Here is a 14723-nt window from a genome sequence, read left to right as displayed (position 1 = left end):
TCGTCGTCCTCCTATTGGAACGGTCCCTGTTATCGCCGCAGAATGCCCCGAAGCCTCGCCAAGTTAAACCATCACAATGCCCGCTAACCGACCATTTTTGCACATCTCCCCTGCCCACCCTGCAGATTTCAACACTTCGCCTACCGATCGCGCATCCCCCTGGTCCTCACATTTCCCAAATATCCCCGCCGGAGGCTCCCCGCGCGCCCCAAGCGCCCCGCTATTTGATCCAGCGCAGAGCGCGCCCCCGACCATTTGTGCAAAACATGACCTCATGAAGCTTCAATTTCCCTATGCTGCGCACAGCACAGGGGGGTTGAAACCCCGGAACCAAAGTCATATTCCGTTTAACGAATATTAATAGGCCCTGCCGCGCGAAAGGACCCTCCGATGACACCCAGACTTGCCGCACTCGCCCTGTGCCTACTGCCGCTGGCCGCCATGCCCGCTGCCGCAGAAATCGCCACCCCGCTCGCTCCGACCCAAGTGACCGAATGGAAGGCCGTCTATGGCCGGATCGAAGCACGCGATCAGCTGCCCGCCCGCGCCCGCATCGGCGGCACATTGGTCAGCCTCAGCGTGGCCGAGGGCGATCTGGTCGAAGCCGGTCAACCGCTGGCTACCATCACCGATGAAAAACTGGTGTTTCAACTGGGTGCCATCGACGCACAGCTGCAATCCCTGGCCTCGCAGCAAACCAATGCCGAATCCGAACTGAAACGCGGCGAGGAACTTCTGGCGCGCGGCGTCACCACGGTGCAGCGCCTGGACGCCCTGCGCACGCAGGTCGAGGTTCTGACCGGCCAGATCGAGGCCACCCGCGCCCAGCGCCACGTGATCGAACAACAAGCCGCCGAGGGCACGGTGCTGGCCCCCACCACCGGCCGGGTGCTTGATGTGCCCGTGGCCGCCGGTGCGGTCCTGATGCCCGGCGAAACTGTCGCCACCATCGGCGGCGGCGGGTTTTTCCTGCGCGTCGCCGTGCCTGAGCGCCATGCAACCCGGCTTACCCAGGGTGCTGAAATCGCAATCGAAACCGGCACGACCTCGACCACCGGCACGCTGGCGCGGATCTATCCGCAGATTCAGAATGGCCGCGTCATCGCCGACGTCGAAGTGCCCGAACTGTCAGATGCCTTTGTCGACGCCCGCGTTCTGGTCCGCCTGCCCATCGGCACCCGCAGCGCGCTGATCGTGCCGCAGGCCGCACTTATCACCCGCTCCGGTCTGGATTTCGTCGCCGTACAGGACGGCGGCACCACATCCCTGCGCGCCGTCGTACCGGGCATTCCAGAAGATGGCTGGGTTGAAATCCTGTCCGGTCTGACCGCAGGCGACATCGTTGTGACCGACGCGGCCACAAACACCACCGGTGCCGACCATGAGTGATCGCCCCCAAAGCCCCGCCAAACTGGGCATCGCCGGCGCGCTGACCCGCGCCTTCATCACCTCTCCGCTGACGCCGCTGATCATCCTCGCCGCGCTGGCCGTGGGCCTTGTCGCCCTGATCAGCCTGCCGCGCGAAGAAGAGCCGCAAATCTCGGTCCCGATGGTGGACATCCACATTCAGGCACCGGGCCTGAAAGCCGAAGACGCGGTCAAACTGGTGACCGAACCGATGGAAACCATCGTCAAAGGCATCAACGGCGTCGAACATGTCTACTCCCAGACCAGTGATGACTACGCCATGGTCATGGCCCGTTTTGTCGTCGGCACCTCCGCCGATTCCGCCATCCTGCGGGTGCATGACAAGATCCGCGCCAACCTTGACCGCATGCCCATCGGCATCGCCGAGCCCCTGATCGTCGGGCGCGGCATTGATGACGTGGCAATTGTCTCGCTCACGCTCAGCCCCAAACCCGGTGCCGAGGTCAGCGCCAACGACCTGACCCGCATCGCCCGCGAGTTGCGCGCCGAGCTGGCCAAGATCAGCGATGTCGGCCTGTCCTACCTCGTCGGCGAAGCCCCCGAAGCGATCCGCATCGCCCCCGATCCCGACCGGCTGGCGCTCTATGGCATCACGCTGCAACAACTGGCAGGCAAGGTGCAGGGCGCCAACCGCACGCTCAACACCGGCACCCTGCGCGATCAGGGCCAGATGATCGACCTTGTCGCCGGTGAAACCCTGACTGCCCCGGCCGAAATCGCAGGCCTGCTGCTGACCGCTCGCGATGGCCGCCCGGTTTATGTCGCCGACGTGGCCGATGTCAGCTTTATCTCCGATACCTCCGACATGATCGTGTCCAACATCACGCGTGACGGCGACACCATCCGCCGCACCCCGGCGGTCACGCTGGCCGTGGCCAAACGCGCCGGGGCAAATGCCGTGGTCGTGGCCGAGGAAATCCTGCACCGTGTGCATCTGGCCGAAGGCCGGATCATCCCCGAAACCGTCGCCGTGGAGATCACCCGCGACTACGGCGAAACCGCCAATGAAAAAGCCAACGAGCTGCTGTACCACCTTGGCCTCGCCACCGTTTCGATCATCGTGCTGGTGCTGCTGGCCATCGGCTGGCGCGAAAGCATCGTCGTGGCCATCGTCATTCCCGTCACCATCCTGCTGACGCTGTTTGCTGCCTGGATCATGGGATATACCCTCAACCGCGTCTCGCTGTTCGCGCTGATCTTCTCGATCGGCATCCTTGTCGATGACGCCATCGTGGTGATCGAAAACATCGCGCGGCACTGGGGAATGGGCGGCACTCGCACCCGCCAGCAGGCCGCGATTGATGCCGTGGCCGAGGTCGGAAACCCCACCATCGTCGCCACCCTGACCGTGGTCGCCGCCCTGCTGCCGATGTTGTTCGTGTCCGGCCTGATGGGGCCGTATATGTCGCCGATCCCTGCCAATGCCTCGGCTGCGATGATCTTTTCCTTCTTCATCGCGGTCATGGTCACGCCTTGGCTGATGCTGAAAATCGCAGGCCGCGCCCCGCTGCATGGCCACGGCGATGGCAGCGCAGACACCGGCGGGCCGCTGGGCCGCCTCTACAGCGTCGTCGCACGGCCCTTGCTGAAGACCAAAACCCGCAGCGCCAGCTTTCTGCTGATCATCGCCGCGCTGTCCTTTGGCTCGCTGGGGTTGCTCTATACCAAGGACGTGACCGTCAAACTGCTGCCGTTCGACAATAAATCCGAACTCTCGGTGATGATCGACATGCCCGAGGGCACCTCGACCGAGGCCACAGATACCGTGGCCCAAGCTGTCGCGCGCACGGTCCTGACCCTCCCCGAGGTGATCTCGGCCCAAACCCACGCCGCCGCCGCCTCACCCTTCAACTTCAACGGACTGGTACGGCACTACTACCTGCGTGAACGCCCGAATCTGGGCGATGTGCAGATCAACCTGACCCCCAAGGGCGACCGCGACCGCTCAAGCCACGAACTTGCTCTGGTGATCCGCGACATGCTGGCCGATCTTGATGTGCCTCAGGGCACCAGCCTGAAAACCGTCGAACCGCCCCCCGGCCCGCCGGTCATGGCCACCCTTCTGGCCGAGGTCTACGGCCCCGATGCCGACACCCGCCGCGCCGCCGCCGCCAAGATCCGCACCGCGTTTGAAAGCGTGCCCTTCGTGGTCGATGTCGATGACAGTTTTGGCACGCGGCCCCGTCGCCTGCGCGCGACGATCTCTCCCGATGACCTCGAATTCTTCTCGGTGCAGGAAAGCGACGTGTTCGACACCATCGCCATTCTCAATGGGGGCTCCACCGTCGGCTACTCGCACCGCGGCGATGGCCGCCACCCGATCCCGATCATGGTCCAGCGCCCCAAAGCTGAACGCGTGATGGATGAGGCCTTCCTGACCACACCCATCCCCGCCAACACCCTGCCCGGCGCGCGCGGCGTGGTCGAACTCGGCGATGTGATCCGCGTGACCGAAGAACAGGCCAGCTTCCCGATCTTCCGCCACAACGGCCGCTTTGCCGAAATGGTCACCGCCGAACTGGCCGGCACGTTCGAGGCCCCACTTTATGGCATGATCGAGGTTGCCCGCGTGCTCGACAACATGACATGGGAGGACGGCACCAAACCCGTGATCTCGATGTATGGCCAACCCGAGGATGAAAGCCACACCACCCTGCTGTGGGATGGCGAATGGGAGGTCACCTATGTCACCTTCCGCGACATGGGCGCGGCCTTCGGCGTGGCGCTGCTGGCGATTTATATCCTCGTCGTGGCGCAATTCGGGTCGTTCCGCCTGCCGCTGGTGATCCTGACCCCGATCCCGCTGACCTTTCTGGGGATCATGTTCGGCCATTGGCTGTTCGGCGCACCGTTCTCGGCCACCTCGATGATCGGCTTCATCGCGCTGGCGGGCATCATCGTGCGCAACTCGATCCTGCTGGTCGATTTCATCCGCCACGCAGATGAAAGCCTAGGCAAGATCGAAGTGCTGATCGCCGCCGGTGCCATCCGCTTCAAACCGATCCTTCTGACGGCAATTGCCGCCATGATCGGCGCCGTGGTGATTCTGGCCGATCCGATCTTTCAGGGGCTGGCGATCTCGCTGCTCTTCGGCCTGCTCACCTCGACCCTGCTAACGGTACTGGTGATCCCGGCCATCTATCGGCTGTTCAAGACCTGATCCCCAAAGGCGCGGCTCATCCCCAAGATGAGTTGCGCCGCCCCCTAAGTCCCTGTTTGGGCTGGATCAAGACAGCACTCCCCCCTCGCGGACATCTGCGAGGCGGCTAAAGGCCCGAATAACCACTGTGCGGACGAAGCAGCCATTCAATTTGGCCTCTCTCCGGTTGCTTGTGGGTCTTTGACAGAAATCAAGGAATGGCTCCCCAAAATGGCTCATCATTACAAACAGTGGGTCAAACAAATGGGCATTCGGTATGATTTCACGTCGAGCTTTAGTTGTTTCCGGGCTGTCGGTCGCCGCTGTCGGGGCATGTGGATATGGTCTCTGGCCCCGTCTCGGTGGCTACAACGACGCAATCAAACGTCAACGTCGCCCCATGTCAGCGGACCCGGATTTGGTTGAATTGGCGCGTTTCGCAACGCTGGCCGCCAACGGGCACAACACACAGCCATGGAAATTCCATCTGGACCCGGCGACCGTGTCCATCTTTCCCGACTTTGCGCGGCGAACACAGGTCGTTGATCCCGATGACCACCATCTCTACGTCAGCTTGGGATGCGCTGCGGAAAACCTGTCAATCGCGGCACATTCGACGGGCCGGTCCACGGACCTCATCTTCGAAAGCGGGCCCCAGACAAGGATCGACATTGCGCTTGCAAACGGAACCGTGCGTGATGAAGCGCTTCATCAGGCCATCCCGTTGCGCCAATCGACGCGATCAGACTATGACGGCCAACCGATTTCCGCCTCTGACATCACCCTTTTGAAAGCGGCAGCCCGACAGGAGGGTGTGTCGGTTCTGATCTTCACCGAAGCATCCGACCGTGAAGCCATTCTTGACCTCGTTGTCGAAGCCAACAGCGCACAGATGGACGATCCTGCCTTTGTGGCCGAGTTGCGCGATTGGATCAGGATGTCACCGAAACAGGCGCTTGAGACGCAGGATGGGCTGTTTGCCGCTTGCACGGGCAATCCGATCGCGCCAGCTTGGATCGCTAGCCCGCTGTTTGACATGTTCTTTCAAAAGGACAGCGAAAATGACAAGTATCGGACCCAAATTCGCTCATCTTCCGGGATCGCGGTCTTCGTTGGTGACGCCGAGGACCCAGAGCATTGGGTCAAAGTTGGACGCAGCTTTCAGAGATTTGCGCTCCAATCCACGGCGCTTGGCATTCGCAACGCGCATATCAATCAACCAATCGAAGTTGCGAAGGTTCGTCCAGAATTCGCGCGTTGGCTGGGAATGCCAGATGCGCGCCCGGACTTGGTGGTGCGTTTCGGCCGCGCGCCAGCTTTACCCATGTCGCTAAGGCGCCCGATTGCCGAGATCATGATCTGATTTGACCTCCAGCAGGTCTGCAATGGGCTCGGAGCGGCCTGTGACTGGGTAATTGCATCGAACGATCAACGCTATCATCAAGGCATCTGCCAAGGGGCTTGGCTCACCCCGCGCCTTTTTGTGCTATCCTGCTCCCGCTTCCAATTTCAAAAGATCCGCCTTACACACGCCCCGTTTTTCAACCCGCATTCCACACAACCCGGATTTCCCAATGACGACCCTCAGCCTCACCCGCCTGACCGGCCTGTTCTACCTGCTCATCATCATCCTCGGCATGACGACCGAGCTGGCCATCCGCGCCCCCCTGATCGACCCCGACAGCGCCGCCACAACCGCCGCCAACATCAAAGCCCACGCCACGCTCTACCGCTTCGGCATCCTCGGCGACGCCGGTATGATCCTCGCCGATATCGCCGTGGCCGTGCTGTTCTATGTCCTGCTGAAACCCGTCAGCCAACCGCTGGCTCTGACCGCTATGGCCCTGCGTCTGGTGCAGGCGGCCACGCTTGCCGCCAACCTGGTCACCGCCTATGCGCCGCTGCTGCTGATCGGCGCCGACGACATACTCGCCCACCGCTTTGCCCTGCTGCACGCCACAGGCTATGACCTCGGGCTGATCTTCTTCGGCGTCAATTGCCTTGTGATGGGCCTGCTGATCCACCGCGCGCCGTTCCTGCCCGCGCCGCTCGGCTGGCTCATCGGCGCATCCGGCCTTGTCTATCTGACTGGCAGCACGGTGGCGATCCTCGCCCCGCCCCTCGCCTCGACGCTGGAACCCGCCTATCTTCTGCCGCTGATGTCTGAGACCGCGTTCTGCCTGTGGCTGCTGCTCAGCCCGAAACCGCAAGTCCGCTGACCGATCCGCACCGCATCTCGCAGAGCAAAATTCCTAAACTTCAGCAATTTACGCCGCAACAACTCGACAGACCGGCAAATGCTTCTATTCTCTGCCCAAACCGATACTGGCACAGGAGGACAGAATGAAACTGCGCTATCTGCACACAATGGTTCGGGTCAAGGACCTTGAAAAAAGCATGGCTTTCTATGCGCTTCTAGGGCTGAAACAGACCCGGCGCATGGACAGCGAAGAGGGGCGATTTTCGCTGATCTTCATGGCCCCCGAAGGTCAGGAAGACTGCCCCGTCGAACTGACGTGGAACTGGGACGGCGACGATGCTCTGCCCTCGGACGGCCGCCATTTCGGCCACCTCGCCTACGGCGTCGAAAATATCTATGACATGTGTCAGCACTTGCAGGACAATGGCGTGGTGATCAACCGCCCGCCGCGCGATGGGCGCATGGCCTTTGTGCGCAGCCCCGACAATATCTCGGTCGAGCTGTTGCAGATCGGCGATGCCCTGCCCCCGGCCGAACCCTGGTCCAGCATGGGCAATACCGGTCATTGGTAAGGGCGCTTGGCCTTATCGCCCTTCTGGCTGCGGGCCCTGCGGCGGCAGAGTGCCGACAAGCACTCGCGCTCGGGCTGGACGTCTCCGGTTCGGTCGATGCGGCTGAATACCGGTTGCAGCTGGATGGGCTGGCCGCCGCACTTCTTGACCCCGAGGTGCAAGCAGCCCTGTTGACCACGCCCTCGGCCCCGGTGTCGCTGATGGTCTATGAATGGAGCGGCCCGGCCGACCAGCACGTGATCCTGGACTGGACCGCGATCACCAGCGCCGCAACGATTGACACCGTTGCCCTGCGCCTGCACGGCTCCGACCGCAAAGCAGCCGATCCCTCCACCGCTATCGGCTCGGCCCTTCTGGCCGGTGCCGCCGCCCTGCGCCGGGTGCCGCAGTGCTGGCGCCACGTGCTGGATATCTCCGGCGACGGTCTGTCCAATACCGGCCCCGCCCCGCAGCAGATCCGCGACAGCTCGGCGTTGCAGGGCATCACCGTGAACGCACTTGCCATTGCCCCTGAGGTTCCCGTTGCGGGTGACAGGCGCTTGGGCGAGGCGGGCGCGCTTGCGGCCTATTTCAAGGCCTATGTGATCCGCGGTCCCGGTGCCTTTGTCGAATCCGCCGACGGGTTTGATGCCTATCAGGCTGCGATGATCCGCAAGCTCAAGCGCGAGCTGCAGGGCCTGAACCTGGCCGATCTTCACCCCTGACCCTCAATAGATATAGCGAATCTGATCGGTCCAGTACCGCTCCACCCGGCGCAACGAGACCGTGATCTCGTCGATCCCATCCGGTCCCAGCACGCCCTTGGCTTCCAACCCATCCGCATGGCGCGCGAACAACTCTTGGATCACGTCGCGAATCTCGCGGCCCTTCAGCGTCAGCTTGACCCGCACCGAACGCCGGTCGATCTCACAGCGCTGATGGTGCATATACCCCATTTCAACCAGTTTTTTCAGGTTATAGCTGACATTGCTGCCCTGATAATAACCGCGGGTTTTCAGTTCCCCCGCCGTCACCTCATTGTCGCCGATGTTGAACAGCAAAAGCGCCTGAACCGCGTTGATCTCCAACACGCCCACCCGCTCAAACTCATCCTTGATCACATCAAGCAACAGCCGATGCAACCGCTCAACCAGGGCCAGCGCATCAAGATAGCTCCCCATGAAGGCGGCGCGTTCGCTCGTGCCGACGGCGTTATGTATGCTCATTTCAGTCTCCGTCCGATGCTGTGCGCAGAGGAAACTGAACCAGAAAAACCAATAATCCGTTAAATCGACAGGGGTATCGCTAAAATGCGAACTATTACGCTGTGCCGATCATGACACGGATGTCGCCCACCAGCCCCGAAAACCGGTCCGGCGCGGGCACTTGGCCGGTCACCCACTGATACAAATCCTGATCATTTTCTGACAACAACGCATCATAAAGCAGCAGATCATCCTCTGCCATGCCCGCCAGATTCTCTCCGGCATAGCGCATAAGGATGATATCCATTTCCTTGATCCCGCGCCGCATCGAACGCATCGACAGCCGTTTCAGCCGGTTCTCATGGGTCTCGTGCATCGCGCTCAGTCGCCTTTCAGTTTCAGCCGCAGTTGTTTTTCCAACCGCCCCAGCCGGTCCGCCGCCCCGGTGATCTGCGCTTTCAGGTCGCGAATCTCGGTCAGCAACTCGTTGATATCGGGCGACAATTGCGTGTCGTCAATCGGTGCATCCACCCCGTCGCCCTGCCCGTTCAGCAACCACATGATCGATACGTTCAGCAATCCGGCCATCATGCTCAGCTTGTTGGCGCGCGGCTCTGACAGATCCTGCTCCCACTCCTCAAGCGTTTTCAGCTTGATGCCCAGCCGTTTGGACAGCTGCTTCTGGCTCATCCCCGACTGGTCGCGCGCGGCGGCTACTCGGTCACCAAAGGTTGCGGTTTCGGGGCCATACCAGCCTTCTGTGTCCTGCGGTTCCATATCTCTCCATTTCCTCCGATCACGCTTGATCGGCCTGCGCGCGCAACCTAAAACAGCAGGATAAAGATTACAAACCCGGAGGCCCCCGATGTCGTTCCTGTCGCAGACCCTTGCCCGCGTGAAACCTTCCCCCACCATCGCCGTCTCCAACCTCGCGATGGAGCTCAAGGCCGCAGGGCGCGACGTGATCAGCCTGGGCGCCGGCGAGCCGGATTTCGACACGCCGGAAAACATCCGCGCCGCCGGGGTCCGCGCCATCAACGAAGGCAAGACCCGCTATACCGCCGTCGATGGCATCCCCGAACTGAAAGCCGCCATTGTTGCGAAATTCAAACGCGACAACGGCCTGACCTATACGCCCAAGCAGGTCACTGTCGGGACCGGTGGCAAGCAGGTGCTGTATAACGCGCTGATGGCCACCCTGAACCATGATGACGAGGTGATCATCCCGGCCCCCTATTGGGTCAGCTATCCCGATATGGTCCTGCTCGCAGGGGGCACGCCCGTGTTCATCGAAGCCGAGCTGGAGCAGAACTTCAAAATCACCCCCGAGCAGCTGGAACAGGCGATCACCCGCAACACCAAATGGTTCCTGTTCAACTCGCCCTCCAACCCCACCGGCGCTGGTTACAGCTGGGACGAGCTGAAAGCCCTCACTGACGTGCTGCTGCGCCACCCGCATGTCTGGGTGCTGACCGACGACATGTATGAACACCTTGCCTATGACGACTTCAAATTCTGCACGCCCGCACAGGTGGAACCGGCGCTGTATGACCGCACCCTGACCGTCAACGGCGTGTCCAAAGCCTATGCCATGACCGGCTGGCGCATCGGCTATGCCGCCGGGCCGGAACCGCTGATCGCCGCGATCCGCAAGGTTCAATCGCAAAGCACCTCGAACCCCTGCTCGATCAGCCAATGGGCTGCGGTCGAGGCCCTGAACGGCCCGCAGGATTTCATCGCCCCGCATAACGCCATGTTCACCCGCCGCCGCGACCTTGTGGTGTCGATGCTCAATGCTGTGCCCGGCATCACCTGCCCCACGCCCGACGGCGCGTTCTATGTCTATCCCTCGATCGCGGGGCTGATCGGCAAAACCACCCCCAAAGGCACCCTGCTCAGCAATGACGAGGTGTTCGCCACCGCTCTGCTGGAAGAAACCGGAGTTGCCGTGGTCTTCGGCTCGGCCTTCGGGCTTTCACCCAATTTCCGCATAAGCTACGCTACGTCCGATGCCGCGCTGACCGAGGCCTGCACCAGAATTCAGACGTTTTGCGCCAAATTGGCGTGATGAGTGATCGGGTAGGGAAAATATCATGACAGGCGATTTGCCGGACTATTACTTCCGGGTGCGGGACAATGGCGCTTTTGTATTTCGGGTCGACACCGAAAACCGCCAGCGGCGTATCGAAATGGATCAGATCGCCGCCGTCAACATCCGCAACGGCGAGATCAAGCCCCACGGCGACCGCGCCCTGTCCAAAAACGATCTGGCTGTGATCCGCGACTGGATGGCCGAACGCACCGCCATCCTGGCCGAGCGTGACATCGACGATATCCACCGCGCCGTCGACTACATGAACCTGACCACGCAATGGGCGCAATCCAAAGCCAGCGATGAGCAGTTGGAACATGTCACAGATGCGCTGCTGCTGGCCATGCACGACCTGCGCAGCGTGCTTGTGCGCAAGAAAGCTGACCGGCTGGTCAAGGGCGCGGCACAAGACGGCAACGAAGACGAAGACTGACCGCGGCGCCTCAGCCGAGAGGCGGCGCGCCCCGCTCAATCCGGGGCAACGTCACTCGCCAGAACCGCAGCGTCATCAGCAGCCCCGCACAGGCCAGCCCCATCGCAAGCCCGGCCCAGATACCAAACCCGCCCCATCCCAGACCAAACCCAAGCCCATAGCTGACCGGCATCCCGATCCCCCAATAGGACACAGCCGCGATCACCATCGGCACTTTGGTATCGCGCACCCCGCGCAGCAGGCCCAGCGCCATCACCTGCGCACTATCCGCCAGCTGGAACAGCCCCGCCGCCGCCAGCAGCGGCACGCCCACGGCGATCACCGCCAGCCGCTCCGGCTCTGTTGGTGACAAGAACGCCCCCAGCAACAGCTCGGGAAAGCCCAGAAATCCGATCAGCGTCAGAAGCGACATCCCCAGCGACATCCCCACAACCACCTGCGCCCCGCGCTTCAGCTCGGCGGCATCGCCGCGCCCCATGGCGCGCCCGGCCCGCACCGTGGCGGCATTGCTCAGCCCCAGATGCACCATAAAGGTCAGTGACGCGATCTGAAGCGCGATCCCATGCGCGGCCAAAGACAGCGTGCCCAGCCAGCCCATCATCAACGAAGCCGCCGCAAACAATGCCACCTCGGCCAGACTGGTGATGCCAATCGGCCAGCCCAACCGGAACACCTGCCCCAGCGCCTCCCAATCCGGGCGCCAGAACCGCACGAACAGCTCGTGCTCGGGCGTGGCGCGGATCACATAGACCACCAGCAGCAGCACCGACACCAGCTGCACCAACATGGATGCGACCGCCGCGCCGCGAATGCCCATCTCGGGTGCGCCCCAATGGCCAAAGATCAGCGCATAGTTGGCCACCACATTCACCACCACCGCGCCGATCGTTACCCACAGCACCACCTTGGTGCGCTCCAGCGCCGCCAGATAAGACTTCAGCACCATCACCAGCAACGCCGGCACAATCCCCCAGCCCGCAACGCCCAGATACTGCCCCGCCAGATCCGCCGTGCCCGGTTCCTGCCCCAGCCCGCGCAGCACCGGCGCCGCGAACAGCAGCAGCGGCAGCACCAGAACCGCGAACAAAAGCGAGGCCCACATGCCCATCCGCGTCACCCGGCGCACCTGCACGGTGGCGCCCGCCGCCTCGGCCTCGGCCACCATCGGCATCACCGCCTGGGCAAAGCCCGACCCCATGATGAACAGCACGAAAAACATCGTGCCGCCCAGAACTTCGGCCGCCAGCGCCTCCACATCATACCACCCCAGCATGACCGCATCAGTCAGCGTGATGGCAAACTGCGCGACATTGCTGCCGATCAACGGCAGGCCCAGCGCCAAAATCGCGCGGGCATGTTTGGTCAGGGTCATAGAGGTACTCATGGCCAAATCCCTATCCGCACGAGCAACGCTCTGGCAAGCCCTCTCAGCCATGCCGCCACGCCCCACAGACCCGATTCCGCCGCGGAATCACGTGTTTGCCAGCCCGCCCCCTCAGACCCGGCCCAACGCTTCCACTACCCGCGCGCGCCCCAAGGCCGCCCTGCATGCAGGCTTTGCCCGCTTCAGAATAGCCTCACGCCGCCGGGCCAGCCTCCTCGCCGCGCGGCTTGCGCATTTCAGGATGCAGCGCCGTGCCAAGGATATGATCCGCCCGGTGGATCACATGCCCCGCCCCGCCCACAATCATCGGATCCGGCGCACGCGCGATATGCGGGTCCTTGTCCGGGTAATCAATCGTGCTCAGGAAATGCAGCATGCAGTTCAGCCGCGCCCGCTTCTTGTCATTGGATTTGACCACTATCCAAGGCGCATCCGCCGTGTCCGTATAGAAGAACATCGCCTCTTTCGCCTCGGTATAATCCTCCCACTTGTCCAGACTGGCCTTGTCGATCGGGCTCAGCTTCCACATCTTCAACGGATCGGTCTCGCGGCTCTTGAACCGCGCCCGCTGCTCCTCCTGCGTGACCGAGAACCAGTATTTGTGCAGCCGGATCCCAGACCGCACCAGCATCCGCTCCAAATCCGGGGTCTGGCGCATGAACTCCAGATAATCGTTCGGCTCGCAAAACCCCATGACCCGCTCAACCCCGGCCCGGTTGTACCAACTGCGATCATACAGAACGATTTCGCCCGCCGTTGGCAGATGCTCGATATAGCGCTGGAAATACCACTGACCGCGCTCCTCGTTCGTGGGCTTGTTCAGCGCCACAACGCGCGCGGTGCGCGGGTTCAAATGCTCGGTGAACCGCTTGATGGTGCCACCCTTGCCCGCCGCATCGCGGCCCTCAAACAGCAGCACAAATTTCTGCCCGGTCTCCTGCGCCCACAACTGAACCTTCAAAAGCTCGGCCTGCAATCTGGCTTTCTGCGCCTCATAGGCCCGCCGCGACAACCGATCTGTGTAAGGATACTCGCCACTCTCGAACGCATGCCGCACCTCATCAGGCGTCGGGCGCGGATGACGCGCACCGCGCGCCCGACCCGACACCGCCCCTGTTGCCGAAGCACCGACACCGACCGCCGCAACCGGCGCCTGAGCGGGCATTTCTTCGGACGTTGCGGTATCAACAGAACTTACCTGCGCGGCTTTCGTCACGGACATGAAACTCTCCTTTTTTTGAACAGCCAAAGATTAGCACCCCTGCCAAAACCTCGCCTTGATGGATGTCAAAAAACTGTCACACTGTGGTCGTGCTTGTGTGGTTTTCATAATTCTGCAGGCACGAGCCCGCCTGCTGATCGCCTCAACCACCACCCACCCCCTGATCACAACCCAAAAGAGGCCCCCATGCTCAGTCACCATATCCAGCTGAACGGACAGCCCTTCCACTACCTCGGCTGGGGCAAGACCGGTGCCCCGACCCTGCTGTTCCTGCACGGCTTCCCGGAATATTCCGCCGCTTGGGCGCCCCTTGCGACCCGGCTGGCCGACCAATACCACTGCATCGCCCCCGATCAGCGCGGCTATGGCCAAAGCTGGTCCCCCGAGGCGGTCGAGCACTATAAAACCCACCTGCTGGTCAGCGACATGACTGCACTGATCGACCACCTTGGCGGTGGGCCGGTCACGGTCATCGGCCATGACTGGGGCGCCGCCGTGGCCTATGGTCTGGCCTTCCGGCACCCCGAGTTGGTGAACCGCCTGATCATCCTCAACGGCGTCCACCCCGCCCCGTTTCAGCGCGCCATGGCTGCGGGCGGTGCGCAAACCGCCGCCTCGCAATACTTCCACACCCTGCGCCGCGACGGGGCCGAAACTTGGCTGGCGGAAAATGACTTCGCCCGCCTGCTCACGCTGTTTTCCGCCAAAATGGACACCAGCTGGCTCAGCGGGGATACCCTCGCCGCCTATAAAACCGAATGGGCCCGCCCCGGCCGACTGCGCGGCATGATCAACTGGTATCGCGCCGCGCCGGTCCGCCTCGGTGCGCCCGGCGAAGCCCTGACGGACCTGCCGCCGATCCCCGCCGACAAGTTCAAGGTCGCCATGCCGCACTTGCTGATCTGGGGCCAGAACGACACCGCCCTGCTGCCGGTCTCGACCGAGGGCCTCGAGGATTACTGCGCCGATCTCACCCGGATCGACATTGCCGATGCCGACCACTGGCTGGTGCACCAGCAACCTGACCGGATCGCCGCCGAAATCCGCAGTTGGCTGGCCTGACAGGCCA

Annotated in this window: 14 protein-coding genes; 9 read left to right on the top strand and 5 right to left on the bottom strand. The window is 62.4% G+C overall.

Annotated features, from left to right (window positions below; genetic code table 11):
• The first annotated feature begins 390 nt into the window (after positions 1-390).
• The 6 genes from BSF79_RS08930 (at position 391) to BSF79_RS08905 (ending at position 8043) form a co-directional block, all read left to right on the top strand.
• The gene (locus BSF79_RS08930) at positions 391-1389 is read left to right on the top strand and encodes an efflux RND transporter periplasmic adaptor subunit (RefSeq protein ID WP_090269551.1); all 999 of its coding nucleotides are present in this window, start codon (positions 391-393) and stop codon (positions 1387-1389) included.
• Entirely contained in the window at positions 1382-4588 is a 3207-nt protein-coding gene (locus BSF79_RS08925) for an efflux RND transporter permease subunit (RefSeq protein ID WP_090269550.1), read from the top strand. Before BSF79_RS08930 ends, BSF79_RS08925 begins: the two co-directional genes overlap by 8 nt.
• A 379-nt stretch (positions 4589-4967) precedes the next feature.
• Positions 4968-5930, top strand: a complete 963-nt coding sequence (locus tag BSF79_RS08920; protein WP_245776362.1) for an Acg family FMN-binding oxidoreductase — start codon at positions 4968-4970, stop codon at positions 5928-5930.
• A gap of 211 nt (positions 5931-6141) precedes the next feature.
• On the top strand, positions 6142-6786 hold the full coding sequence (locus tag BSF79_RS08915; protein ID WP_090269549.1) for a DUF4386 domain-containing protein: 645 nt from the start codon (positions 6142-6144) through the stop codon (positions 6784-6786).
• 124 nt (positions 6787-6910) lie between these two features.
• Entirely contained in the window at positions 6911-7339 is a 429-nt protein-coding gene (locus BSF79_RS08910; protein ID WP_090269548.1) for a VOC family protein, read from the top strand.
• Positions 7333-8043 carry a DUF1194 domain-containing protein gene (locus BSF79_RS08905; protein WP_090269547.1) on the top strand — a complete coding sequence of 237 codons (711 nt, stop codon included), beginning with the start codon at positions 7333-7335 and terminating at the stop codon, positions 8041-8043. The genes BSF79_RS08910 and BSF79_RS08905 overlap by 7 nt, the downstream gene beginning before the upstream one ends.
• Before the next feature lie 3 nt (positions 8044-8046).
• Here BSF79_RS08905 and BSF79_RS08900 read toward each other — a convergent pair whose 3' ends face one another.
• The 3 genes from BSF79_RS08900 to BSF79_RS08890 form a co-directional block, all read right to left on the bottom strand.
• On the bottom strand, positions 8047-8544 hold the full coding sequence (locus BSF79_RS08900; protein WP_090269546.1) for a MarR family winged helix-turn-helix transcriptional regulator: 498 nt from the start codon (positions 8542-8544) through the stop codon (positions 8047-8049).
• 94 nt (positions 8545-8638) lie between these two features.
• Positions 8639-8899 (bottom strand): succinate dehydrogenase assembly factor 2, encoded by a 261-nt coding sequence (locus BSF79_RS08895; protein WP_090269545.1) that lies wholly within the window; start codon positions 8897-8899, stop codon positions 8639-8641.
• Between the two features lie 5 nt (positions 8900-8904).
• Entirely contained in the window at positions 8905-9300 is a 396-nt protein-coding gene (locus tag BSF79_RS08890; RefSeq protein ID WP_090269544.1) for a helix-turn-helix domain-containing protein, read from the bottom strand.
• An 88-nt stretch (positions 9301-9388) separates the two neighbouring features.
• On the opposite strand from BSF79_RS08890, the gene BSF79_RS08885 reads away from it, so the two are divergent.
• Positions 9389-10591, top strand: a complete 1203-nt coding sequence (locus BSF79_RS08885; RefSeq protein WP_090269543.1) for a pyridoxal phosphate-dependent aminotransferase — start codon at positions 9389-9391, stop codon at positions 10589-10591.
• A 25-nt stretch (positions 10592-10616) separates the two neighbouring features.
• The gene (locus tag BSF79_RS08880; RefSeq protein ID WP_090269542.1) at positions 10617-11048 is read left to right on the top strand and encodes a hypothetical protein; all 432 of its coding nucleotides are present in this window, start codon (positions 10617-10619) and stop codon (positions 11046-11048) included.
• 10 nt (positions 11049-11058) lie between these two features.
• Here the strand turns inward: BSF79_RS08880 and BSF79_RS08875 are convergent, their stop codons facing one another.
• Together BSF79_RS08875 and ppk2 are read right to left on the bottom strand one after the other, a co-directional pair.
• A complete protein-coding gene (locus tag BSF79_RS08875; protein ID WP_090269541.1) occupies positions 11059-12432 on the bottom strand; it encodes an MATE family efflux transporter in 1374 nt (457 codons plus the stop codon).
• A gap of 193 nt (positions 12433-12625) precedes the next feature.
• Entirely contained in the window at positions 12626-13654 is a 1029-nt protein-coding gene (gene ppk2, locus BSF79_RS08870; protein ID WP_090269540.1) for a polyphosphate kinase 2, read from the bottom strand.
• Between the two features lie 186 nt (positions 13655-13840).
• On the opposite strand from ppk2, the gene BSF79_RS08865 reads away from it, so the two are divergent.
• A complete protein-coding gene (locus tag BSF79_RS08865; protein WP_090269539.1) occupies positions 13841-14716 on the top strand; it encodes an alpha/beta fold hydrolase in 876 nt (291 codons plus the stop codon).
• The last annotated feature ends 7 nt before the right edge of the window (positions 14717-14723 follow it).

The sequence above is a fragment of the Thalassovita taeanensis genome (genome assembly GCF_900110775.1).
Classification (GTDB): Bacteria; Pseudomonadota; Alphaproteobacteria; order Rhodobacterales; family Rhodobacteraceae; genus Litorimicrobium; species Litorimicrobium taeanense.
The sequence above is the reverse complement of the archived record's forward strand: the minus strand, read 5'-3'. Positions and strand labels throughout refer to the sequence as shown.

Coding starts and splice junctions, on each gene's coding strand:
- BSF79_RS08895 (WP_090269545.1), bottom strand. CDS start 8,899: ATGCACGAGACCCATGAGAACCGGCTGAAACGGCTGTCGATGCGTTCG.
- BSF79_RS08885 (WP_090269543.1), top strand. CDS start 9,389: ATGTCGTTCCTGTCGCAGACCCTTGCCCGCGTGAAACCTTCCCCCACC.
- BSF79_RS08930 (WP_090269551.1), top strand. CDS start 391: ATGACACCCAGACTTGCCGCACTCGCCCTGTGCCTACTGCCGCTGGCC.
- BSF79_RS08865 (WP_090269539.1), top strand. CDS start 13,841: ATGCTCAGTCACCATATCCAGCTGAACGGACAGCCCTTCCACTACCTC.
- BSF79_RS08880 (WP_090269542.1), top strand. CDS start 10,617: ATGACAGGCGATTTGCCGGACTATTACTTCCGGGTGCGGGACAATGGC.
- BSF79_RS08890 (WP_090269544.1), bottom strand. CDS start 9,300: ATGGAACCGCAGGACACAGAAGGCTGGTATGGCCCCGAAACCGCAACC.
- BSF79_RS08915 (WP_090269549.1), top strand. CDS start 6,142: ATGACGACCCTCAGCCTCACCCGCCTGACCGGCCTGTTCTACCTGCTC.
- BSF79_RS08875 (WP_090269541.1), bottom strand. CDS start 12,432: ATGAGTACCTCTATGACCCTGACCAAACATGCCCGCGCGATTTTGGCG.
- BSF79_RS08925 (WP_090269550.1), top strand. CDS start 1,382: ATGAGTGATCGCCCCCAAAGCCCCGCCAAACTGGGCATCGCCGGCGCG.
- ppk2 (WP_090269540.1), bottom strand. CDS start 13,654: ATGTCCGTGACGAAAGCCGCGCAGGTAAGTTCTGTTGATACCGCAACG.
- BSF79_RS08920 (WP_245776362.1), top strand. CDS start 4,968: ATGTCAGCGGACCCGGATTTGGTTGAATTGGCGCGTTTCGCAACGCTG.
- BSF79_RS08900 (WP_090269546.1), bottom strand. CDS start 8,544: ATGAGCATACATAACGCCGTCGGCACGAGCGAACGCGCCGCCTTCATG.
- BSF79_RS08910 (WP_090269548.1), top strand. CDS start 6,911: ATGAAACTGCGCTATCTGCACACAATGGTTCGGGTCAAGGACCTTGAA.